Genomic DNA, 15,865 nt, shown 5'->3' with positions numbered 1-15,865 from the left:
CACTTATTTTCGTTCGACAGTTTGTTAAGTCAGGAGCCCCGATGTTAAAACATGAAATGAATATTGCCGACTACGATGCAGATTTATGGCAGGCAATGACTGGCGAAGTTCAACGCCAAGAAGAGCATATTGAACTCATCGCTTCAGAAAACTACACCAGTCCGCGTGTACTTGAAGCACAGGGCTCGCAACTGACGAACAAATATGCCGAAGGTTACCCGCACAAGCGTTATTATGGCGGTTGTGAATACGTCGACGCAGTGGAAGATTTAGCCATTGAGCGTGCGAAAAAATTGTTTGGCGCGAAGTACGCGAACGTACAGCCACACGCTGGTTCACAAGCAAACTCAGCGGTATTTTTAGCATTATTGAATGCAGGCGATACTGTTCTTGGTATGAGCTTGGCCCACGGTGGTCACTTGACCCACGGCTCACATGTCAACTTCTCAGGTAAATTGTATAACGCCGTGCAGTATGGTTTGGACGAAGCGACCGGTGAAATCAACTACGCGGAAGTGCGCGAGCTAGCACTTGAGCACAAACCAAAAATGATTGTTGCGGGCTTCTCTGCTTATTCCGGTGTTGTCGATTGGGCAAAATTCCGTGAAATTGCCGATGAAGTTGGTGCTTATTTGTTAGTCGATATGGCACACGTTGCTGGCTTAGTGGCAGCTGGCTTATATCCAAACCCAGTGCCATTTGCTGACGTGGTCACTACCACCACGCACAAAACCTTAGCTGGCCCACGTAGCGGATTGATTTTGTCGGGTAAAGACGATGAAGATCTGCATAAGAAATTAAACAGTGGCGTATTTCCTGGTAGCCAAGGCGGTCCGTTGTGTCATGTCATCGCGGCTAAAGCTGTGGCATTTAAGGAAGCGATGGAGCCAGAGTTTAAAGCGTACCAGCAACAAGTGTTGGACAACGCAAACACGATGGTTAAAGTGATGCAATCGCGTGGCTACAAGATTGTTTCAGGCGGTACCAAGAACCACTTGTTCTTAGTCGACCTGATTGATAAAGATATCACTGGTAAAGATGCGGATGCTGCGCTTGGTCGCGCTTATATCACCGTGAATAAGAACTCGGTTCCAAATGATCCGCGCTCACCGTTTGTTACCTCTGGTTTGCGCCTCGGTACGCCAGCAATTACTCGTCGCGGCTTCAAGCAAGCCGAAGCAGAGCAAGTAGCAAACTGGATTTGTGACGTACTTGATAACATCAATGACGAAAGCGTAATTGAGCAAGTTCGTGAGCAAGTGAAAGCATTGTGTAAACAGTTTCCTGTTTATAATTAAATGAATTAAGGAACGAGCGTATGCATTGTCCTTTTTGTGGCACGCAAGATACCAAAGTGATTGATTCGCGCTTGGTGGCAGACGGCGCTTCCGTGCGCCGCCGCCGTGAGTGCACAGAGTGCAAAGAGCGCTTTACGACGTTTGAAACGGCAGAGCTAATCATGCCGCGCGTAATTAAATCAGACGGTACTCGTGAGCCATTTAACGAGGACAAGCTACGTAATGGTTTACTACGAGCGTTGGAAAAACGCCCAGTAAGCTTGGAAGCCATGGAGCAGGCGATTCAAAATGTGAAATCGTCTCTGCGTGCTACCGGAGAGCGCGAAATCACGAGCCAAGTCATCGGTGGACTCGTGATGGAAAATCTTAAAGCACTCGATAAGGTTGCGTATATTCGTTTTGCTTCGGTTTATCGTGCATTTGACGATATTCGTGAGTTTGGCGAGGAGATAGCACGGCTCAATGACTGATCCACAGGCTTGTCACCAACGTTTTATGCAACGCGCCCTTGAGCTTGCCGCTCAGGGGCGTTTTTCAACGGCGCCCAACCCAATGGTTGGTTGTGTCGTGGTTGCTGATGGCAAGATTGTGGGCGAAGGCTGGCATCAGCGAGCGGGTGAACCCCACGCTGAGGTATTTGCACTTCGTGAAGCGGGAGCGTTGGCTAAAGGGTCGACTGTCTATGTGACACTCGAGCCGTGTAGCCACTTTGGGCGCACGCCACCATGTGCCGATGCATTGATTAAGGCTAATGTAGCGACCGTGGTGGTGGCGATGAAAGATCCGAACCCGCTGGTTAGCGGCGAGGGTATTGAACGCCTGCGTGCGAATGGCATTGAAGTGCTGGTTGGTATTCTTGAACAGCAAGCGTTGGCGCTTAACAACGGCTTCGTGGCACGAATGCAACGCAAGCGGCCGTGGCTACGCGTGAAAATGGCGGCAAGCCTCGATGGTCGTACGGCATTATCAAATGGTGAAAGTCAGTGGATAAGCGGCACGGATTCACGTCGTGATGTGCACCGTTGGCGCGCTCAAAGTAGTGCCATTTTGAGTACTGCAAAAACAGTGTTGGCGGATAACGCGATTTTAACCGCTCGTCATCCGCAAGCTGAACGACAACCGACTCGTGTAATTATTGATTCGCAGGGGTTGTTAACGGGGCAAGAGGCCATATTTAAAGAGCCGTTCCCAATTATTCTGGTTCATGCACCCGACACGCCTGCGACGGCAGTCGAACGCGATTGGCCCGCGCATGTTGAATGCATAATGGTCGCTCGCACAAATATGCGGCACGTCGATTTAACGCAATTGATGCATGAACTGGCGGAGAAGCAAATCAACTCGGTTTGGACCGAATGCGGTGCGCAGCTGGCCGGTGCGTTATTAACCGCTGAATTAGTTGATGAATTGGTGCTTTATCTGGCACCAAAATTAATTGGCCATAGTGGCCACGGATTATTGAATTTGCCGGCATTTGCTCATATGAGTCAGGTGCCAGAACTAACTTTAAAAGATGTTCGTCAGGTTGCGGATGATATTCGAATTATCGCCGTTCCGCGCCGGGTGAGAGGAGACTTAACGTCGTGACTCGTTTAAACAGTGCTGCAGAAATCATTGAAGATATTCGTCAAGGCAAAATGGTGATCTTGATGGATGATGAAGATCGCGAGAATGAAGGCGATCTGATTCTTGCTGCCGAATGTGTCACACCGGCAGCAATTAATTTCATGGCGCGCTATGGACGCGGTCTGATTTGTCTCACTCTAACCGAAGAGCGTTGCAAACAATTACGCTTACCGTTGATGGTTGATCAAAACAACTCACCCTATGCCACAAATTTTACAGTTTCTATTGAAGCCGCCGAGGGCGTTACCACTGGAATTTCAGCGGCCGATAGAGCGCGTACGGTGCAAGCTGCGGTGGCAAAAGATGCGCAACCAGCCGATTTAGTAATGCCTGGCCACATATTTCCATTGAAAGCGAAGTCGGGTGGGGTATTGAACCGTGCCGGTCATACTGAGGCGGGCTGTGATCTTGCGCGTTTAGCGGGATTCGAACCAGCGGCTGTTATTGTCGAAATTCTCAATGAAGATGGCACTATGGCACGTCGTCCTGATCTCGAGAAGTTCGCTGCCGAACATGATTTGAAAATTGGTACGATTGCCGATTTAATTGAATACCGCTCGCTTAAAGAGAAAACCGTCGAGCGCAAAGCGCATTGCAAGTTACCAACCGCATACGGTGAGTTTGAGCTTATTACCTATCAAGATACGATTGATAAGCAAGTACATTATGCGCTAGTACATGGTGCGATTGATCCTGATAAACCGGTGAATGTTCGTGTTCATTTACAAGATACCTTTAATGATCTGTTTGCTACACAACGCGCTGCGAAGCGCAGCTGGCCATTAGGGCACGCAATGGAATACATCGGTCAAAATGACGGTGTTTTAGTAGTGATTGGTCGTCAACAGAGTCCACAACATATTTTAGAGCAGGTGATGAGCTTTGCCGCAGAAGACCGCGGCGAAGTGAAACCAACTGCAGCCGCTTCAAATGCCTCGCGTAACGTTGGTATCGGTTCGCAAATTTTGGCTGACTTAGGTGTTCATCATATGCACCTCATGAGTTCACCGAAACGCTACTCGGCGCTTTCAGGATTCGGGCTTGAGGTTGTCGATTTTATCGAAGATGAACAAGCTGGCGGTAACGAATAATTACACCGATAGTTCTAGAACGCGGCGCCACAGAGCTTCATTCGCTGGCGCTTCGGTTCCAGCGGCAGTGCTTTGGCGAGCGATGAAACCATTCAAATAGTCAATTTCGGTGCGGCGTTGCTGGCGTACATCCATGAGCATGGAGGAGTAGTTGTTCGCGGTATTTTTAATCACGCGTTTAGCACTTTCAACCAAATTATCAGCGTTTAATTGAATACCTTGATGTTCCGCTAACCAACAAATCTCTTCGGCAACTTGATGTTGTTGGTCGGCAATGTTGTGCTGTATTAGTTCGCCATTGCGGCAATTATGAATGACTGTGAACGGATTGATTAAACAGTTAATGGCAAGTTTATACCAACGACGTTGATTGATGGCGGGACTCCAGTTCAGAAGCGGTAAAGCATTATTTAAAACGCTAAATAGCTCAGCGGGTCGACTACTCGAAGCATGTTCCACACGTGCCCAACCGAGCCAACTCTCTCCAAGTCCGGCATGAACCACTTCTTTGCCATTCTTGTATGCCCCGTGTGTTGTCACCCAATGCAAAGCGCTCGCCGGCATAATGCTATTCTCGTTCTCTAGCATGCCGTTGTAGCTCAAGATAACGGACGAGCCCTCTGGCAATGGAGCCTGCTGTAATTCATCTAGAAAATGAGCGACGTCATAGGCTTTGATCGCTGCAAAAATTTGGGTGGGTTGCTCAATCGGAAACTGTTGTACACCAAACTCGAGATTATGCGCTGCATGAATAATTTCAATCGTATTTGGTGTTGCAGTCACGCGAGGTTTTATCGAGACATGTTCGCCAATGCGACGCAAGTTCACAGCCATTAAACTACCAACAGCGCCTGTTCCCACAACTAACCAGTGCATTTATTCGAGCTCCCGATGATAATTATGTTCTAAGCGCATGAGTGATTTCCGAAGCGCGAATAAAATTAACAGACTTGGCAGAACCATAACCGCCGTAAGAATAAAGAATAACTGCCAGTTTCCGTCTAGCCAGTTGACAACGTATCCACTGTACGATGAGAGCAGGGTACGCCCCAAATTACCAAGCGACGCAAATAAAGCATATTGAGTGGCGGTAAAAGCACGATTCGCCAACAAGCTAATAAAAGCGACAAAGGCGACGGTAGACCACGCCGCCGTAAAACCATCAATTATCACCGCGGCAAGGAACAGGTTCGTATTGGGGCCAACGCCGGCAATCCAAGCGAACATCAAATTCGATGCGGCCATCGCGATACCACCAAGCATGAGTCCTCGAACGATCCCTAAACGCAAGTTTACGAAACTGCCGAGAATGGCGAAAATGATAGTGACCCACCAGTTAACCATCTTTGAATACACCGCAATGTCGTCGTTGCTAAAGCCGACTTCTTTGTAAAAGACAATCGACATACGGCCAAGAAAAGCTTCGCCAATTTTAAACAGAAAAATAAATGACAGCATACCAACTGCGAGTTGCCAGCCATTTCGTTTAAAAAATTCAGTGATGGGGTCAACCAGCGTATTACGTAACCAATCGAGCCAATGATTAAAAGTTGGTATTGCGGGGCGATAACGAATCGATTCTCTTACGGCTATAACAAAAAGTAGCTGAACAACTATCACAAAGCACAATACAAAATAGGCATCTTCCCAGAATAGACTGGTACCATCGACAAGGAAAAAAGGAATAGCGCCAAGCCCACTGTAGCCACTCCACCAGCCTGCTGTAGCCATCGCCGCACCGGCTGATTGCAGACGAGCTTCATGCGGACCGAAGGTCTCGATGCGAAATGCATCAATGGCAATATCTTGCGTAGCTGAAAATATTGCGATGATGAGTGCCGCAAACGCAACCCACCATAAGTGCTCAACAACATTAATTTGCGTGAGAACGATAGTAGCCAGCAAGATGCCACTTAGGCACAGAATGATCCACGCGCGGCGTTGCCCGAACCAGCGATTCAATAGAGGTATTTTGACGCGATCGATCAGTGGTGACCATAACGCGTTGATAGAGTAGGCGACGAACACGACACCAAATAAACCGATAGCAGAACGATCAACACCGACTTCCTGTAACCAAGCTGACAACATGGAGCCAATCAGCACCCACGGAAAGCCACTGATTACGCCAAAGCCAAAGATTACCCAAACTCGGGGCTCACGATATACCGCGAGATCTGCGTACCAAGGTGCTGAATTTGAATAACTCACTGCTGAGGTACAACTTCAATCTTTTTCAATACCGGCGGCTGCTTCGGAACGTTTGGCCAACCCGTTTGCTCGTGATAAAACTCAGTTTCGACGCTTGCGAGTTTGTCGAGAACGTCTTCGCCAGAAACAACCCATCCGAACACCGCATAGCCCCATCCTTTGCTTGACGGGTTTAATGATTCGTTATCGTTCATGTTGAAATAAAACTGTCGTGTCGCCGAATGCGGATCGGATGTGCGCGCCATTGCTATGGTGCCGTAGTTATTGAGTTTACCGTTACCTGATTCATTGAAAATAGGATCAAACATGGTTTTAGCTTCGAAGTTTTCATCATAGCCGCCGCCTTGCACAACGAACCCCGGAATAATGCGATGGAATATGGTGTTGTTATAACTGCCTGCTTGTACGTACATCAAAAAGTTTTCTACTGTGATGGGCGCTTTAGCACGATCAAGCTCGACGACAATATCACCCTCAGTGGTAATGAATTTCACTTTGGGAAACAAGTTATCAGGTTGAATTTGTTCTGCAGAACTCATACTGCTGAAGAATATGACGACGGTTAAAAGCAGATAACGCATAATCATCCTCGTGCTTGAAAAATAACGAATTTACTGTTTTGTGCAATTTGGTGCACCGACTTAAATAAACGTTTCAACGGTTGATAATACGGTAGATGACGATTCGCCACTACCCATAACTCGCCATTTTTACGTAAAACTCGCCGACTATCTCTGAACATTTGTCGTGCGATATGCTCAGTAACTGCGTGTTCTTGATGAAACGGCGGATTACAGAGAATTAAGTCGGCGCTCTCGCTTGCCCTGTGAGCCAAGCAATCATCAACGTGGAAGTCATATTGCGATAATTGAGATGCCGGCAAGTTGCTGACAATATTGCGATGAGTGGATGCAATAGCTAAATAGGATTCATCGACAAAGGTGACCTCACTATTCGGAGATAACCGCGCATAGTACAACCCGAGTACTCCATTTCCGCAGCCTAAATCGATGACTTGTTCCGCCCCTGTGGGTGGCATGTTATCAAGCATAAAGCGGGCGCCAATATCGAGCTGATTGCGCGCAAATACACCGGCATGATGGTGCAGCGTCAGGTTAAATTCAGGCACTTCCCAGGAGCTCATGAAACGCGCCTGATCAAGCGCAATTGAGCGGGTTATCGCGCGAATGGTGCGACATTTTCTACGAATGAGTGAAACCTCGATCGTTTCACAGTATTGCGCAAATAAGTCACGTACTGCCGGAGTGAGAAGCTTACTTTTTGCCGCCGCAAAAATTGGTGTGCCAGCAGGCAGCTCTGCCGCAAGCTTCGCTAACTGGAATTCTAATAAACTCAGGCTCTTCGGAATTTTTAAATACACGACATCGCGATCATCAGGGAGCGACTCAAGCGGCGCAAGCGCTGTTAACGTATCGGGTAACTGATTCAGTTCAAGATTGTGTCGCCATCCACAATGGCTAACATACGAGTCGCTTTGGCTTGCAACATCAAGCCCTGCAAATGGCATCAGTAATGCGCCCCATTGATCATTAATTAATAATGGCCGTTGATCGTCACGTTCAACAATTAATTCGTGCAGTAATTCATCCGCAGCTTCCCATGCTTGCAAGGTGTCATGGGAACGGACGGGATAGCGCTGAAGTTGCCATGTGCCAGCGGCACTTGTTAGTAAGGTCATAAGCTCTTAATTCGTTAATCGTTACTCGTTATTCGTTAATCGTTATTCGTTATTCGTTACTCGTACGCTTCGCTGTTCGTCCGCTTCGCTATTCGAACAGCGCGAAGCGCGCACGAACAGTGAACGAAGTGAACGGACGAGTAACGAATAACGCCGTTATCAATGGTCGGACATTTCACTCGGTAACATTCGTGCTATGATAGCGAAAAACGACAGATGACTATATAGGTTTTAACTCGTGAAAAAATACGCAGAAATTACCGGTTGGGGAAAATGTTTGCCGCCAGCTGTGATGACCAATGATGATTTGGCGACATTTTTAGATACCTCAGATGAATGGATTCGCACACGTACCGGTATCGAAGAGCGCCGAGTAAGTGCTGTTGGTACTTCAAAAATGGCGACCGTGGCAGCGCGAAATGCGCTTGCGGCTGCAGGCTTAGATGCCGAAGAACTTGATCTGATTTTGGTTGGTACTTGTACACCAGATGAAATTATTCCGAACGTCGCTTCAGCGGTGCAACGTGACTTAGGTAACAAAACTGCTGCCGCGTTTGATTTAAACGCCGCATGCAGCAGCTTTCTATACGGTATGCATTACGCGACACAAGCAATTCGAACTGGTGCGCATAAAAAGGTGTTAATTATCGGTGCCGAGCGCCTAACGCGAATATTAGATTGGACGAAACGCGAAAGCGCCGTACTGTTTGGTGATGGCGCAGGTGCCATGATTCTGGAAGCGAGTGATGTCGAAAGCGGTTTATTAGCCTCGCATGTCACCTGTGATGCCGATGCACGCGATGTACTAGCGCTCGAGTTTGGTATGAGTTTTGACCGATTTGGTTTTGACGGCATCATGCCGTTTAACTTCATCGGCCAAGAGATTTTCAAAAGAGCGGTAAAAGGCATGAACACCGCTGTCGAGAAAGTTTTTGCAGAGACCGGCTTGACCACTGATGACATTGACTCACTTATTCCGCACCAAGCGAATAAGCGCTTGATCGATTATCTGGCGAAAATGTGCAAAGTACCGGAAGAGAAAACTGTCATTAACATTCAAAAATATGGCAACACGTCGTCAGCAACATTACCAATTGCGTTCTGTGAAGCGGTAGAGCAGGGGATTGTGAAGCCGGGCGATACGATTGTCTCTGCGGTATTTGGTGGTGGTTTAACCTGTGGCGCGGGAATTATTAAGTGGGGCCAACGGGTAACGCCTATTCGCGATAACAATGAAACGCTGCCAAGCAACGGCAAAACAGCACTCGACTTAATCTTACCGTTGTACGAAGGCACCAAAGCTGCTTGGGAAAAACGTGGCGATGAGTAATTTCGTTAAAGAGGAAGTTCGGCATAACGTACTTTGGTTGACGCTGGCGCGTCCAGAAAAAAAGAATGCGTTAACACAGGACATGTATACGGCGTTAAGTTCAGCTCTGCAGGCTGCTGATCGTGATAGTAAAATTGCGGCTGTTGTGTTGACCGGCGAGGGCGACAGCTTTACCGCTGGTAATGACCTAAATGACTTCTTGGCGATTGAAGATTTAGACGATAGCGCGCCGCCATTTGAGTTTCTCTACACCTTAAGTCGACTCAGCGTGCCGTTAGTAGCTGGCGTTAATGGCTTGGCAATTGGCATTGGTACAACCATATTGCTTCATTGCGATTTAGTCTATGCCAGTAACGATGCTGTATTCGCGTTGCCATTTATTAACCTAGGTTTAGTCCCAGAAGCAGCATCAAGCTTATTGCTGCCGCAGCAATGTGGTCACTTAAAGGCCTCAGAGTTGCTGTTGCTTGGTGATAATTTTGATGCGCACGCTGCATTAAGCTATGGATTAGTGAACAAAGTCGTTGCGCCAGATGAGCTACAAGATACGCTTGAACAGGTAGCTTCTGCGTTAGCCAACAAGCCACATGGTGGCTTACGCGCCGCGAAAAAGTTAATTAAACAACCCGCTGAACCGGTTGCAGATAGAATTGAGCGTGAAGCAAAGATATTTGCTCGTGCTCTTAGCTCTGAAGCCGCTCGCCAAGCGATTAAAGACCGCCTAAATAAGAAGAAATAGTCAAAAGTGCTTAATTTCTCAGCAGTCAGCTGTACTTGCCTTGCGAGTGCACTGGCTTTGAGGGATAATGCCCGCCGTTATGGTGACCTCATTGGTCCCCCCGCAACACGAACTGGCGAACCCGGTCAGGCCCGGAAGGGAGCAGCCGTAGTCAGGGATGTGGGTGCCGGGGTGCTGGCTGGTGAGGTCGCCACCCAATCTTCTTAAAAGCGTGATTCGTACGCTTCGCTGTTCGTCCGTTCACTTCGTTCTCTGTTCGTTCGCTGCGCTTTTCGTGAAAAGCGTTACTCGTTATTCGATCGCTTTGCTTGTCGTTATTGGAAAAAACAGACACACTAAAGCAAAGGCGTTACTCGAATAACGAATAACGGATAACGATTAACGAAAAACGAGATTTTCCCCATGCCGAAGAATGTGAAGCCGGTTTATTACGGCGACTACCTGCAACTTGATAAACTCCTAGATTCGCAACAACCACACAGCAAACAGTATGGGCCCGAAGCGCATGATGAGATGCTATTTATTATTGTGCACCAGGTGTATGAGCTTTGGTTTAAGCAAGTTCTGCATGAACTGCGTGCTATTTATAAAGAGTTTTGTGCCGAGCAACTTGATGATCGAGCGTTACAATTAGTTGCCCATCGCCTGCGCCGCGTGCTGACGATTCAAGACTTGATGAATGATCAAGTTGGCGTTATCGAAACGATGACGCCACAGGAATTTTTAGAGTTTCGCGATTATTTGGTTCCAGCCTCCGGTTTTCAAAGCATTCAATTCAAAGAGCTTGAGATAATATTGGGATTAACGCGTGATACGCGTATCGCTTTTGATCAGCAATCGTTTTACAACCGCCTCAGTGAGGAACATCGGGTCTACTTAGAGGAATTAGAAACGCACCCGAGTCTATTTGATTGTGTTGATCAATGGTTAGCTCGAATGCCGTTTTTACAGTTTGACGATTTTAGTTTTTGGGATGTTTATCAGCAGGCTGTGCAAAATTCACTGGATCGAGATGAAGAAATTATTCGCCAGAATGCAGCTGACGACGGTCAATTAGAAACAGAATTGGCGAGTTTACAGGTGAATCGGGACAACTTTTCGGCGTTATTTGATAACGAACGTTATAAATCGTTACAGGAAGATAACCGAGTGCGCTTATCGCAGCGGGCAATGTTGAGCGCGTTATTTATTACACAATATCGCGAAGAACCGGCATTTCATCTTGCTCATCAAGTGATTACGTCATTAGCCGAGATGGATGAGAAGCTTACAATTTGGCGTTATAAACATGCAATGATGGTGCAACGCATGCTCGGCACGAAAATCGGAACTGGTGGTTCGTCGGGGCATGATTATTTGCGCCGTACTACCGAGCAAAATAGAGTCTTTAAAGACTTTTTTGCGATGGCGACTTACTTACTACCGAAAAGCGCATTACCGGAGCTTCCAAGCGCGGTTCGGCAGGCGCTTGGGTTCTATTTTCGACACGACGATTAAGTTACCTACCTTGCTCTGCCCACCGAACTGCTTGATGCAACGCGCCTAATTGGTGCGCAATACGTTCAGACAACCACTGGCTTCTGCTGGTGGTTGTTGCGTTAATGAGGCTAAAAAGGTTTTGCCGAAGCTCCCGAATATAGTCGAGTGGCTGGTTGGCATCCTGGCTGAACAGCTGGGCATCAAACCAATCTGTAAAATTATCTTCATGGATATTCAAGCGCGTAATGCGTTGTTCTAAGGTATCGATTTCTTGCTCTAATCGACTTCGAAGTGTCATAGAAATTACTGTTTGGTTCGACATACAAAGCCTATTTTTTGCTAAAAATTGAATAAAAGGCGTTTATGTGAGTCTAACCCAAGTGGACGGCTTTCAAAAATGAAAGATTTTGTGGTCAAAAGGATGCGGGTAATTATGCAATTAAACACCGCTTTTATTCACAACTGTTAAGATGCTGTAAACGGTATTTTATCTATATTTAGTGTGAATTTTAGCTGATATCCGTTGTTGACATTGCCGCGTCGATCGTGGGAGTATTGATGCATTATTACCGTAGGCTTTCTATCGGTAATAGCTGCAAGTGTTGATTAAACTCTTTTCGTCACTCAAATAACTGGGAGGCTGGCGACATTAGGTCGTTGAGCTTAAAGTTAAGTCAAATTGGTTGGGAACTATGACCAAAGTAATCAATAAAAGCAAAGTTGCTGCAGCCCTTATCGGGATGTTCGCAATTGCAGGTAGCGCTAGCGCAGCTGCCCAAGACCTTTCTACGTTGCAAAACGAAGAAGCAAAAACTCACACTGCTGACAAGCGGTCTCAGCAAAAAATCGATTCTTTGTTCGAACAGAGCCAAGAGTTGTTATATGAGTACCGTGCAGTTGTAGACGAATACGAAAACCTAAAAGTCTACAATGATCACGTTCAGCGTCTCGTTGATGATCAAAATGCATCACTGGCTTCTCTACAGCGCCAGATCGACGGCATCGAAGCAACCAAGCAAGGCGTGGTTCCTTTGATGTACAAAATGATCGACGCTCTGGAGCAGTTTGTGGAGCTTGATCTGCCGATTCATAAAGAGCGTCGTATGGCTCGTGTTGAGCGTTTACGCGAAATCATGGGTGCTTCAAACGTCACGACCTCTGAGCAGTTCCGTCAAATCACTGAAGCTTATCAAGCTGAAATGGATTACGGCGCTGGTTTGATCGCATACGAAGGCAAGTTGCAGTTCGAAGGTGAAGAAATCTCTGTTGACTTCTTCCACTTAGGACGTGCTGCTTTAATGGCTCAATCTTTGGACCTGAAAAATGGTTGGATTTACAACAAAGAAGCGGGTGCATGGGAAGCTCTTGATGATGCTTACCTTGGCTCTTTGACCAAAGCAATTCGTATGGCGCGGAAGCAAACCGCACCAGATCTGATTAAACTGCCTATCTATGCAGCGGAGCGTGCAGAATGAACAAACTAGTGAAATCTTTGCTGGTCGCAGCAGCATTCTCATTATCAGCTGGCGCGAGCTCTGCTTACGCGCAAGATGAAGCTAAATCACTAGACCAACTTCTTGAACTAGTGAAAGAAAACCGTGCTGCCTCACAGCGTATTAATGCACAGCGCGAAGCTGAATTCACTTCAGAGCGTGCTGATAAGCAAGCATTATTGAACGACGCAAAACGTCAGCTAGCGAATGAAAAAGCTCGCGGCGAGCGTTTACAGGCTCAATTCGCTGAAAACGAAATCGCACTTGCTAACAAAGAGCAAGAGTTGCAAAACGCTCTTGGTACTTTGGGTGAAATCGTTGGTGTTGCACGTGGTGCAGCAAGCGACACGATTGGTCGTATCGCAACCTCTATCGTGAGCGCGCAGTATCCAGGTCGTGAAGACGTTTTGGAAACGATTGCTGAAGCGAAAGAAGTTCCAACGATTGCTGAGCTTGAAGAGCTTTGGTTAGCTTGGTTAACCGAAATGAAAGAGTCTGGCAAAGTTGTCACTTTTAACAGTGATGTTACCTTGCTTGACGGTTCAACTGAAAATCGCGATGTAACGCGTATCGGTGTATTTAACCTGATTTCACAAGGCGAATACTTCAACTACAACGACGCTGCTGAAGAAATTCAGCCATTAGGTCGTCAGCCAGAAGGTTATGTTTTGGCAACTGTTGAAGCGTTTGAAGACACTGAAACTGGTTACGAAGGTTTATACATTGACCCGGCTCGTGGTCAAATCTTGAACTTGGCAACTCAGAAAGCGACTCTTGAAGAGCGTTATCACCAAGGTGGCACAGTTGGTTACGTCATCACTGTTGCGCTTATCGTTGGTTTCTTGATTGCAATTTACAAGTTCATCACTTTAGGTATTGAGGGTGCGAAGATGCGTGCCCAGTTGAAAAACACTGCGAACCCATCTGACAAAAACGCACTTGGCCGTATCTTGAAAGTGTATCAAGAGAACAAAACTGCAGACACTGAGAACCTTGAGCTGAAACTTGACGAAGCTATCTTGCGTGAAACTCCAAGCATTGAAAGCGGCGTCAACATCATCAAGATTTTGGCAGCTATCGCGCCATTACTTGGTCTCTTAGGTACAGTTGTTGGTATGATCGGTACCTTCCAATCAATTACCTTGTTTGGTACTGGTGATCCGAAAATCATGGCAGGCGACATCTCAATGGCGTTGGTTACCACCGCATTAGGTCTGATTGCTGCGTTGCCATTGATTCTTGTACACGCGATTGTGGCATCACGCGCTAAGTCTATTGTTCATGTATTAGATGAACAGGCTGCAGGTATCGTCGCCGCGCACGCGGAGAAGAAGGAGTAATCCTATGGTCTACCTGGTGGAGCTCTGGGAATCTATCAGGGATTTTCTGGGTACCGGTGGCGACGTCTTGTACGTCGTCATGGGGGCGCTCTTTCTCATGTGGGTTCTCATGATTGAGCGCTATTGGTTCCTTACCGGCGTATTTCCTAAGCTGAAGAAGCAAATCATCAGCGATTGGGATGCACGGAAAGACACCACCTCATGGTACGCTCACAAAATCCGTGATGCATGGATTTCTGAAGCCAACGAAAAACTAAATGCGCGTATTTTGTTGATCAAAACCTGCGTAGCGATTTGTCCGTTAATCGGACTACTTGGTACCGTAACCGGTATGATTGCAGTATTTGAAATCATGGCCGTACAAGGTACTGGTAACCCACGCTTGATGGCGTCGGGTATTTCGATGGCAACAATCCCGACAATGGCGGGCATGGTTGCAGCATTGTCAGGTATGTTCTTCGCCTCTCGCTTAGAAGCACGGGTGCGTCGAGCGAAAGAAAAATTGATCGACAGTTTGCCACATCATTAAGAGAGAAGAATTATGGCACGTAAACGTTTTCGTGAAGAGGAAGATGCAGCGATCGATATGACGCCGATGCTCGACATCGTATTCATCATGTTGATCTTCTTCATCGTAACCACCTCTTTCGTTAAAGAAGCTGGTATTGACGTGAACAAGCCAGAAGCGAGTCAGGCAGAGAAAAAACCTTCTGCTAACATCTTTATCGCTATTCGTGCGAACGGCGAAGTATGGATGGACAAGCGTATGGTTGATGTAGAGCGTGTAGGCGCAAACATCGAACGTCTATTGGCAGAACAGCCAACTGATATCGTAGTGATTCAGGCGGACAAAGAAGCCAAGCATGGTGTTGTCGTTAAAGTCATGGATCAAATTAAGGAAGCGGGTATTGACAAGATATCCATAGCCGCAGAGGACGATTAATTATGGTGCGCTTTATAGTATCAATACTATTAGGTGCTGCAGCTACGTTCCTTCTGTTCGCTTTCATGGCTTTTTTGATTAGCGGCGGTGAGGGACGTAACGAAGGTCCACCACCGACTGCACCGATCGAACTTGTAACAACGCCACCGGATTCGGATGTGGATCAGCGTCGCCGTACGCCACCACCACCTCCGCCTCCACCTCAGCAACCGCCTGAGACTCCGCCAAACGAGCCTGATACGTCAGACTCAGATGGTATGAATCTTGATTTAGGTTTTGAGGTCGATGTAGGTGGAACCGATACAGGGCTAAATGCGGGCGGACTCATGGTTCGCGATGGTGAAGCAACACCTATCGTACGTATTAACCCGCGTTATCCGCCGGCTGCGGCACGTGACGGTATCCAAGGTTGGGTGCAACTACGTTTTACCATCGATGAAACAGGTGGAGTAACTGATGTTGAAGTTATCGACTCAGAACCACGCCGTGTATTCGACCAAGAAGCTCGCCGCGCATTGTTGCGTTGGAAATACAAGCCGAAGGTTGTTGATGGTAAAGCTGTACGCCAGCCAGGTCAGACAGTCCAGCTCGACTTCACGTTGGATATGGAGTAATA

Annotated in this window: 17 protein-coding genes and 1 other RNA gene; 13 read left to right on the top strand and 5 right to left on the bottom strand. The window is 47.2% G+C overall.

The genetic code is table 11. From position 1 onward, the window contains the following. Window positions 1-41 precede the first annotated feature (41 nt). Genes glyA through ribBA form a run of 4 tightly spaced genes read left to right on the top strand, consistent with a single transcriptional unit; the run spans window position 42 to window position 4,015 of the window. Window positions 42-1,298, top strand: a complete 1,257-nt coding sequence (gene glyA / locus CWI76_RS04250; protein ID WP_126759096.1) for a serine hydroxymethyltransferase — start codon at window positions 42-44, stop codon at window positions 1,296-1,298. Window positions 1,299-1,318: 20 nt separating this feature from the next. Next, window positions 1,319-1,768, top strand: coding sequence for a transcriptional regulator NrdR (gene nrdR, locus CWI76_RS04245; RefSeq protein ID WP_092855582.1), 450 nt, complete (start codon window positions 1,319-1,321; stop codon window positions 1,766-1,768). Further along, complete coding sequence (gene ribD, locus CWI76_RS04240) at window positions 1,761-2,885, top strand: bifunctional diaminohydroxyphosphoribosylaminopyrimidine deaminase/5-amino-6-(5-phosphoribosylamino)uracil reductase RibD (RefSeq protein WP_126759095.1); 1,125 nt, start codon at window positions 1,761-1,763, stop codon at window positions 2,883-2,885. Before nrdR ends, ribD begins: the two co-directional genes overlap by 8 nt. Beyond that, window positions 2,882-4,015: a bifunctional 3,4-dihydroxy-2-butanone-4-phosphate synthase/GTP cyclohydrolase II gene (gene ribBA, locus CWI76_RS04235; protein ID WP_126759094.1), complete on the top strand. Its 1,134-nt coding sequence runs from the start codon at window positions 2,882-2,884 to the stop codon at window positions 4,013-4,015. Before ribD ends, ribBA begins: the two co-directional genes overlap by 4 nt. Here the strand turns inward: ribBA and CWI76_RS04230 are convergent, their stop codons facing one another. Genes CWI76_RS04230 through CWI76_RS04215 form a run of 4 tightly spaced genes read right to left on the bottom strand, consistent with a single transcriptional unit; the run spans window position 4,016 to window position 7,925 of the window. After that, window positions 4,016-4,891 carry a ketopantoate reductase family protein gene (locus tag CWI76_RS04230; RefSeq protein WP_126759093.1) on the bottom strand — a complete coding sequence of 292 codons (876 nt, stop codon included), beginning with the start codon at window positions 4,889-4,891 and terminating at the stop codon, window positions 4,016-4,018. Beyond that, entirely contained in the window at window positions 4,892-6,226 is a 1,335-nt protein-coding gene (locus CWI76_RS04225) for an AmpG family muropeptide MFS transporter (RefSeq protein ID WP_241967946.1), read from the bottom strand. Continuing rightward, entirely contained in the window at window positions 6,223-6,807 is a 585-nt protein-coding gene (locus CWI76_RS04220) for a peptidylprolyl isomerase (RefSeq protein WP_126759092.1), read from the bottom strand. Before CWI76_RS04220 ends, CWI76_RS04225 begins: the two co-directional genes overlap by 4 nt. Window positions 6,808-6,809: 2 nt before the next feature. Beyond that, complete coding sequence (locus tag CWI76_RS04215) at window positions 6,810-7,925, bottom strand: methyltransferase (RefSeq protein ID WP_126759091.1); 1,116 nt, start codon at window positions 7,923-7,925, stop codon at window positions 6,810-6,812. Between the two features lie 238 nt (window positions 7,926-8,163). On the opposite strand from CWI76_RS04215, the gene CWI76_RS04210 reads away from it, so the two are divergent. The 4 genes from CWI76_RS04210 (at window position 8,164) to CWI76_RS04195 (ending at window position 11,491) form a co-directional block, all read left to right on the top strand. Further along, window positions 8,164-9,255: a ketoacyl-ACP synthase III gene (locus CWI76_RS04210; protein ID WP_126759090.1), complete on the top strand. Its 1,092-nt coding sequence runs from the start codon at window positions 8,164-8,166 to the stop codon at window positions 9,253-9,255. Further along, a complete protein-coding gene (locus CWI76_RS04205) occupies window positions 9,248-9,994 on the top strand; it encodes an enoyl-CoA hydratase-related protein (protein ID WP_126759089.1) in 747 nt (248 codons plus the stop codon). The genes CWI76_RS04210 and CWI76_RS04205 overlap by 8 nt, the downstream gene beginning before the upstream one ends. Before the next feature lie 89 nt (window positions 9,995-10,083). Then, an RNA gene (gene ffs, locus CWI76_RS04200) (signal recognition particle sRNA small type) lies at window positions 10,084-10,181 on the top strand. A gap of 215 nt (window positions 10,182-10,396) precedes the next feature. Next, entirely contained in the window at window positions 10,397-11,491 is a 1,095-nt protein-coding gene (locus tag CWI76_RS04195) for a tryptophan 2,3-dioxygenase family protein (RefSeq protein ID WP_126759088.1), read from the top strand. Window position 11,492: 1 nt separating this feature from the next. Here the strand turns inward: CWI76_RS04195 and priC are convergent, their stop codons facing one another. Then, entirely contained in the window at window positions 11,493-11,771 is a 279-nt protein-coding gene (gene priC, locus CWI76_RS04190; protein ID WP_157980800.1) for a primosomal replication protein PriC, read from the bottom strand. Window positions 11,772-12,165: 394 nt separating this feature from the next. Between priC and CWI76_RS04185 the strand changes: the two genes are divergently transcribed. The 5 genes from CWI76_RS04185 to CWI76_RS04165 are packed head-to-tail and all read left to right on the top strand — an operon-like array spanning window position 12,166 to window position 15,863. Next, the gene (locus tag CWI76_RS04185; RefSeq protein WP_126759086.1) at window positions 12,166-12,948 is read left to right on the top strand and encodes a DUF3450 domain-containing protein; all 783 of its coding nucleotides are present in this window, start codon (window positions 12,166-12,168) and stop codon (window positions 12,946-12,948) included. After that, on the top strand, window positions 12,945-14,306 hold the full coding sequence (locus CWI76_RS04180; protein ID WP_126759085.1) for a MotA/TolQ/ExbB proton channel family protein: 1,362 nt from the start codon (window positions 12,945-12,947) through the stop codon (window positions 14,304-14,306). Before CWI76_RS04185 ends, CWI76_RS04180 begins: the two co-directional genes overlap by 4 nt. 4 nt (window positions 14,307-14,310) lie before the next feature. Beyond that, entirely contained in the window at window positions 14,311-14,835 is a 525-nt protein-coding gene (locus CWI76_RS04175) for a MotA/TolQ/ExbB proton channel family protein (RefSeq protein ID WP_126759084.1), read from the top strand. Window positions 14,836-14,847: 12 nt separating this feature from the next. Next, a complete protein-coding gene (locus CWI76_RS04170) occupies window positions 14,848-15,249 on the top strand; it encodes an ExbD/TolR family protein (RefSeq protein ID WP_092855554.1) in 402 nt (133 codons plus the stop codon). Window positions 15,250-15,251: 2 nt separating this feature from the next. Then, window positions 15,252-15,863, top strand: coding sequence for an energy transducer TonB (locus CWI76_RS04165; protein WP_092855552.1), 612 nt, complete (start codon window positions 15,252-15,254; stop codon window positions 15,861-15,863). Window positions 15,864-15,865: the final 2 nt, after the last annotated feature.

The sequence above is a fragment of the Pseudidiomarina marina genome, assembly GCF_003987045.1.
GTDB classification, from domain to species: Bacteria; Pseudomonadota; Gammaproteobacteria; order Enterobacterales; family Alteromonadaceae; genus Pseudidiomarina; species Pseudidiomarina marina.
This window is presented reverse-complemented; position numbering and strand designations above follow the sequence as displayed.

Coding starts and splice junctions, on each gene's coding strand:
- ribD (WP_126759095.1), top strand. CDS start 1,761: ATGACTGATCCACAGGCTTGTCACCAACGTTTTATGCAACGCGCCCTT.
- glyA (WP_126759096.1), top strand. CDS start 42: ATGTTAAAACATGAAATGAATATTGCCGACTACGATGCAGATTTATGG.
- nrdR (WP_092855582.1), top strand. CDS start 1,319: ATGCATTGTCCTTTTTGTGGCACGCAAGATACCAAAGTGATTGATTCG.
- CWI76_RS04185 (WP_126759086.1), top strand. CDS start 12,166: ATGACCAAAGTAATCAATAAAAGCAAAGTTGCTGCAGCCCTTATCGGG.
- CWI76_RS04170 (WP_092855554.1), top strand. CDS start 14,848: ATGGCACGTAAACGTTTTCGTGAAGAGGAAGATGCAGCGATCGATATG.
- priC (WP_157980800.1), bottom strand. CDS start 11,771: ATGACACTTCGAAGTCGATTAGAGCAAGAAATCGATACCTTAGAACAA.
- CWI76_RS04215 (WP_126759091.1), bottom strand. CDS start 7,925: ATGACCTTACTAACAAGTGCCGCTGGCACATGGCAACTTCAGCGCTAT.
- CWI76_RS04180 (WP_126759085.1), top strand. CDS start 12,945: ATGAACAAACTAGTGAAATCTTTGCTGGTCGCAGCAGCATTCTCATTA.
- CWI76_RS04175 (WP_126759084.1), top strand. CDS start 14,311: ATGGTCTACCTGGTGGAGCTCTGGGAATCTATCAGGGATTTTCTGGGT.
- CWI76_RS04195 (WP_126759088.1), top strand. CDS start 10,397: ATGCCGAAGAATGTGAAGCCGGTTTATTACGGCGACTACCTGCAACTT.
- CWI76_RS04205 (WP_126759089.1), top strand. CDS start 9,248: ATGAGTAATTTCGTTAAAGAGGAAGTTCGGCATAACGTACTTTGGTTG.
- CWI76_RS04220 (WP_126759092.1), bottom strand. CDS start 6,807: ATGCGTTATCTGCTTTTAACCGTCGTCATATTCTTCAGCAGTATGAGT.
- CWI76_RS04165 (WP_092855552.1), top strand. CDS start 15,252: ATGGTGCGCTTTATAGTATCAATACTATTAGGTGCTGCAGCTACGTTC.
- CWI76_RS04230 (WP_126759093.1), bottom strand. CDS start 4,891: ATGCACTGGTTAGTTGTGGGAACAGGCGCTGTTGGTAGTTTAATGGCT.